This is a genomic window from Rhizobacter sp. P2_D12 (assembly GCF_056404395.1).
The window spans coordinates 1-5,484 of the sequence record NZ_JBFUEB010000204.1 but is presented as its reverse complement, the minus strand read 5'-3'; the positions used below and the strand labels follow the sequence as shown (position 1 = coordinate 5,484).

Sequence of the window (5,484 nt, the reverse complement as noted above, 5' to 3'; positions counted from 1 at the left end):
GCCTTGTACTCCACGCCGTCCGACTTGAAACCCTGGCTCAGCAGGAACTCGCCGTAGAAGTCGCACTCGTTGCCCAGCCGGTACTTCATGCCCGCGCCGCTCAGGGCATAGCACGCGCGCGAATCGTCCTTCTTCGTCGCGCCAGGACCAACACGGAAATAGCCGCCCCAATCGACGGCTTGTGCGGAAGTAGCGCCCAACAGACCCATTGCGGCGGCAACGGTCGCGAGCTTGAACTGACTCTTCATCAACTGACTCCTCAGAGGTTTTGCTTTGAAATGTGCCGAGCGCTCGGTCTGGGGGGACCCATTGCTGCAGCGGTTGGGGGAAACGGGATCGGGCCTCCTCGCACCCGCCGGAAGGGTCGGGTCGAAGTTCGCCCCGGAGAGCCGGGAACTTGCGTTGTCGTCCTTGTGTCAGCACGTAGCTGCGCTACATCGCTGGCTGTAATGTTTTGTCAAGGTTGACTCTAGTAATCCGACTACAGCCGGTAAACGCGGGTTTTCCCGTCGTTTATCACAATTACCACACCCTCAGGGAAGTCCCGGATGCGCGGCTGTCGATACTTTCCGCCCGCCGTCGCTATCATGAAAAGTAGTTTGGCTACAAAGCCGGGCGCACGCAGACGGTGCACGACGCACGGGACAGCGGCCCGGAGGGGGCGCGACATGCGCCGGGGAGGCCGGGAAACGCATGGTGCGCACCGGCGGGCATCGTTGCCACAGGGTTTGCCTGCGGTGACTCGAACGAGAAAGCGTTGACATGCAGGCAGATTCCTTTCCGCGGTGGGTGGGCGACGTCGGCGGCACGAACGCGCGCTTTGCGCTGCAACTGGCGCCGGACGCCGAGCTGACCGGGATCGACACGCTGCCGGCGGCCGACTACCCGAGCCTGCAGGATGCGATGGCGCGTTATTTGGCGGTCCATTCGCCGTCGGTGCGGCCGCGCTGGTGCGCCATCGGCATCGCCAACCCGATCGTCGGCGACCGCGTGCAGATGACCAACCACCACTGGTCGTTCTCGATCGAGGCGGTGCGGCAGCAGCTCGGGCTGGAGCGCTTCCTGGTGATCAATGACTTCACGGCGCTCGCGTTGTCGCTGCCGTCGCTGAAGCCGGCCGAGCTGCGCCAGGTGGGCGGCGGGGCGGTGGTGGAGGGCACACCGATCGGGCTGATCGGCGCCGGCACCGGCCTGGGTGTGTCAGGCCTGCTGCGCGTGCCGGGCAGCCAGCGGCTGGTGCCGGTCAATGGCGAGGGTGGGCATGTCTCGCTCGGCGGGGCGACGGCGCGCGAGGACGCGGTGATCGCCGCGTTGCGTCAGCGCTACGGGCATGCCTCGGCCGAGCGGGCGCTGTCGGGGCCTGGGCTGGTGAGCCTGTACGAGGCGCTGTGCCAGGTCGACCGGGCGACGGCTCAGCCGCTGACGGCGGCCGAGGTGAGCGAGCGGGCGGTGGCCGGATCGGATGCGCACTGCGTCGAGGCGCTGGACATGTTCTTCGCACTGCTCGGCAGCGTGGCCGGCAACCTGGCGCTGACGCTGGGCACGCGCGGCGGCATGTACATCGGTGGCGGCATCGTGCCGCGGCTGGGTGACCGGATCGACAAGTCGACCTTCCGCGAGCGCTTCGTCGCGAAAGGCCGCTTCCGCGACTACCTGCAGGCCATGCCGACCTTCGTGGTGCAGGCCAGCACGTCGCCGGCGCTGCTGGGTGCCCTGCGGGCCCTCGACGATTTGTGAAACGATTCCCGGATTGGCATCCGGGCTACACCCGTCGCGGACCGTAGCCCGGATGAAGCGCAGCGCAATCCGGGATCGTCGTGGTCAAAGCTCGCCCGCGCCACCCATGGCGTGGCTGAAACCCGCGTCGACGTAGGTGATTTCGGACGTCACGCCGGCCGCCAGGTCGGACAGCAGGAACGCGGCGACGTTGCCGACGTCGTCGATCGTCACGTTGCGGCGCAGCGGCGACAGGTTCTCGACCACGTCGAGGATCTTGCCGAAGCCCTTGATGCCCGAGGCGGCCAGCGTCTTGATCGGTCCGGCCGAGATGCCGTTAACGCGCACCCCTTTGGGGCCCAGGCTGGTGGCCAGGTAGCGCACCGAGGCTTCGAGCGAGGCCTTGGCCAGCCCCATCGTGTTGTAGTTGGGAACGCTGCGGATCGCCCCCAGATAGCTCAGCGTGAGCAGGGCGGCCTTGGGCGTCAGGCGCGGCGCGGCCGCCTTGGCCATCGCCGGGAAGCTGTAGCTGGAGATGTCGTGCGCGATGCGGAACGCCTCGCGCGACAGGCCCTCGAGGAAGTCGCCGGCGATGGCCTCGCGCGGCGCGAAGCCGATCGAGTGCACGAAGCCGTCGAACTGCGGCCAGGTCTCGCCCAGCTGGTTGAACATCGCGTCGATCTGCTCGTCGCTCGCGACGTCGCAGTCGAACAGCAGGGTCGAGTCGAATTCGGCGGCGAATTCGGCCACACGGTCCCGGAAGCGTTCGCCGACGTGGCTGAAGGCCAGTTCGGCGCCTTCGCGGCGGCAGGCACGTGCAATGCCGTAGGCGATGGACCGATTGGACAGAACGCCGGTGATCAGGAAGCGCTTGCCGGCCAGGAATCCCATGGAGTCTCCAGTCTGGTGTCGAGAAAAGGGGGTGTTCATTCTGGCACGCACTGATGCTTGACAGTCACGGCCCTTGCCGGTACTTCCTCACCGGGCTACAATGCGTCTTTCGCAAGAAAACTGCATGGGCGGATTCTTCCAGCCCATTTTTTTTGGAAATTCGTTTTTCTTCTTCGCTTTTTTTAAACCCTTTCTGAACAAGCATCAGCTGGATGAATTGGCAAGCCATTGTTGAGCGCACCGTGACCGGCCTCGGTTACGACCTGGTGAACTGCGAACGCAGCCCCAAGGGATTGCTTCGTGTGTTCATCGACCGCATGGCCAACGATCCCCAGGGCGAGTTCATCGTGGTCGAGGACTGCGAGAAGGTCACGCGCCAGCTGCAGCATGTGCTGGAAGTCGAAGGTTGCGCCTACGAGCGCCTGGAAGTGTCGTCGCCCGGCCTGGACCGCCCGCTGAACAAGCCGGCCGACTACCAGCGCTTCGCCGGCTCGGAGATCGAGCTGACGCTGAAGATGGCGTTCCAGGGCCGCAAGAAATACCGCGGCGTGCTGGAAGCGCAAGGGGAACAGTGGCGCCTGGTGTTCAACGACGGCAAGGTCGACCAGGCCCTGGATTTTTCGTTCGAGGAAGTGCGGGAGGCCCGTCTGGTGCCTGTCCTCGATTTCAAGGGCCGGCGCTTTGCGCAGCCGGCTGCTGTGCCGCACGGAGCCGACGTGCAGGCCGAAGATGTTGACGGAGATCGCAATAATGAATCGTGAACTGTTGATGCTGGTCGACGCCATCTCGCGCGAAAAGAGCGTGGATCGCGAAGTGGTGTTCGGCGCGGTCGAGGCCGCCCTGGCCTCGGCCAGCAAGAAGCTGCATGGCGGCGAGGTCGACATGCGCGTCACCGTCGACCGTGAAAGCGGCGAATACGAGACCTTCCRCCGCTGGCACGTGGTGCCCAACGAGGCCGGCCTGCAACTGCCCGATTCCGAGATCCTGCACTTCGAGGCGCTCGAGCAGATCCCCGACATCGAGGTCGACGACTACATCGAGGAGCCGGTCGAGTCCGTCTCCATCGGCCGCATCGGCGCCCAGGCGGCCAAGCAGGTCATCCTGCAGAAGATCCGCGACGCCGAGCGCGAGCAGTTGCTCAACGACTTCCTGTCGCGCGGCGAGAAGATCTTCGTCGGCACCGTCAAGCGCCTGGACAAGGGCGACGTGATCGTCGAGTCCGGCCGCGTCGAAGGCCGCCTGAAGCGCAGCGAGATGATCCCGAAGGAAAACCTGCGCTCCGGCGACCGGGTGCGCGCCTTCATCGCCGAGGTCGACCCGACCCTGCGCGGCCCGCAGATCGTGCTGTCGCGCAGCGCGCCCGGCTTCATGATCGAATTGTTCGCCCAGGAAGTGCCCGAGATCGAGCAGGGCCTGCTGGAGATCAAGTCCTGCGCCCGCGACCCCGGTTCGCGCGCCAAGATCGCCGTCATCTCGCACGACAAGCGCGTCGACCCGATCGGCACCTGCGTCGGCGTGCGCGGTTCGCGCGTCAACGCGGTCACCAACGAGCTGGCCGGCGAGCGTGTCGACATCGTGCTGTGGTCGGAAGACCCGGCGCAGTTCGTGATCGGTGCGCTGGCCCCGGCCAACGTGCAGTCGATCGTCGTCGATGAAGAGCGCCATGCGATGGACGTCGTGGTCGACGAGGAAAACCTCGCGATCGCGATCGGCCGCGGCGGCCAGAACGTGCGCCTCGCCTCCGAGATGACCGGCTGGCGCATCAACATCATGACGGCCGAGGAGTCGCAGGCGAAGCAGAACGAGGAATCCGACAGCGTCCGCAAGCTGTTCGTCGACAAGCTCGACGTGGACGCCGAGGTCGCCGACATCCTGATCGCCGAAGGCTTCAGCAGCCTGGAAGAAGTGGCCTACGTCCCGATGCAGGAAATGCTCGAGATCGAAGGCTTCGACGAGGACACCGTCAACGAGCTGCGCACGCGTGCAAAAGACGCGTTGCTGACGATGGAAATCGCGCGTGAAGAGAAAATGGAAGACGTCTCGCAGAACCTGCGCGATCTGGAAGGGCTGGATGCAGCCCTGATCGCCAAGCTGACCGAAGGCGGCATCAACACGCGTGACGACCTCGCCGACCTCGCGGTCGACGAACTGACCGAAATTGCCGGCGTCGATGAAGAGAAGGCCAAGGCATTGATCATGAAGGCCCGCGAACATTGGTTCACGACCTGAGACCGAACGACCTGATGCCCCACCGCCGTATCGAACGCCGCACTGCAAGTACCAAGCAAGGATATTCACAATGGCTGTGACCACCGTCGCCCAGTTGGCCGCCGAGCTCAATCGCCCGGCTGCCGCGCTGCTCGAGCAGCTCCAGTCGGCCGGCGTCGCCAAGGCGTCGACCGACGACGCGCTGACCGAGTCCGACAAGGAGCGGCTGCTTGATTTCCTGCGCACGGCGCATGGCACGTCCGGCCCGGGCGAGCGCAAGAAGATCACGCTGACCCGCAAGTCGACCAGCGAGATCAAGCAAGCCGATTCGAGCGGCAAGGCCCGCACCATCCAGGTCGAAGTGCGCAAGAAGCGCACCTTCGTCAAGCGCGACGAATCGGCTCCGGCCGAGGAACCCGCGCAGCCGGTGGCCGACGAGACCGAACTGCAGCGCCGCGAGGACGAGGCGAAGGCCCAGGCCGAGCTGCTGCGCCGCCAGGAAGAAGAACTGGCCGAGAAGCGCCGTCAGCGCGAGGAGCAGGAAGCCCGCGAACGCGAGGCCGCCGAGGCGCGTGCCCGCGAAGCCGCCGAAGCCGCTGCCGCGAAGGCCGCTGAAGAAGCCGCGAAGGCCGCTGCCGAGGCGGCAGCCGCTGCCGCGAAGGCCGCTGC

The 5,484-nt window shown here is 65.7% G+C and carries 6 protein-coding genes; 4 read left to right on the top strand and 2 right to left on the bottom strand.

Annotated features, from left to right (window positions below):
* On the bottom strand, window positions 1-248 hold a 248-nt coding region (locus AC1DYN_RS31455; RefSeq protein WP_477966554.1), incomplete at its 3' end, for a carbohydrate porin.
* A 514-nt stretch (window positions 249-762) separates the two neighbouring features.
* Between AC1DYN_RS31455 and AC1DYN_RS31450 the strand changes: the two genes are divergently transcribed.
* A complete protein-coding gene (locus AC1DYN_RS31450; protein ID WP_477966552.1) occupies window positions 763-1,737 on the top strand; it encodes a glucokinase in 975 nt (324 codons plus the stop codon).
* An 84-nt stretch (window positions 1,738-1,821) separates the two neighbouring features.
* On the opposite strand, the gene fabI is transcribed toward AC1DYN_RS31450, so the two are convergent.
* Window positions 1,822-2,607: an enoyl-ACP reductase FabI gene (gene fabI / locus AC1DYN_RS31445; protein ID WP_477966550.1), complete on the bottom strand. Its 786-nt coding sequence runs from the start codon at window positions 2,605-2,607 to the stop codon at window positions 1,822-1,824.
* Window positions 2,608-2,819: 212 nt separating this feature from the next.
* Between fabI and rimP the strand changes: the two genes are divergently transcribed.
* From rimP to AC1DYN_RS31430, 3 genes are all read left to right on the top strand, one after another.
* On the top strand, window positions 2,820-3,368 hold the full coding sequence (rimP, locus tag AC1DYN_RS31440; RefSeq protein WP_477966548.1) for a ribosome maturation factor RimP: 549 nt from the start codon (window positions 2,820-2,822) through the stop codon (window positions 3,366-3,368).
* Complete coding sequence (gene nusA / locus AC1DYN_RS31435) at window positions 3,358-4,836, top strand: transcription termination factor NusA (protein ID WP_477966556.1); 1,479 nt, start codon at window positions 3,358-3,360, stop codon at window positions 4,834-4,836. Before rimP ends, nusA begins: the two co-directional genes overlap by 11 nt.
* Before the next feature lie 70 nt (window positions 4,837-4,906).
* On the top strand, window positions 4,907-5,484 hold a 578-nt coding region (locus AC1DYN_RS31430), incomplete at its 3' end, for a translation initiation factor IF-2 associated domain-containing protein (protein ID WP_477966546.1).

Coding starts and splice junctions, on each gene's coding strand:
- AC1DYN_RS31450 (WP_477966552.1), top strand. CDS start 763: ATGCAGGCAGATTCCTTTCCGCGGTGGGTGGGCGACGTCGGCGGCACG.
- fabI (WP_477966550.1), bottom strand. CDS start 2,607: ATGGGATTCCTGGCCGGCAAGCGCTTCCTGATCACCGGCGTTCTGTCC.
- rimP (WP_477966548.1), top strand. CDS start 2,820: ATGAATTGGCAAGCCATTGTTGAGCGCACCGTGACCGGCCTCGGTTAC.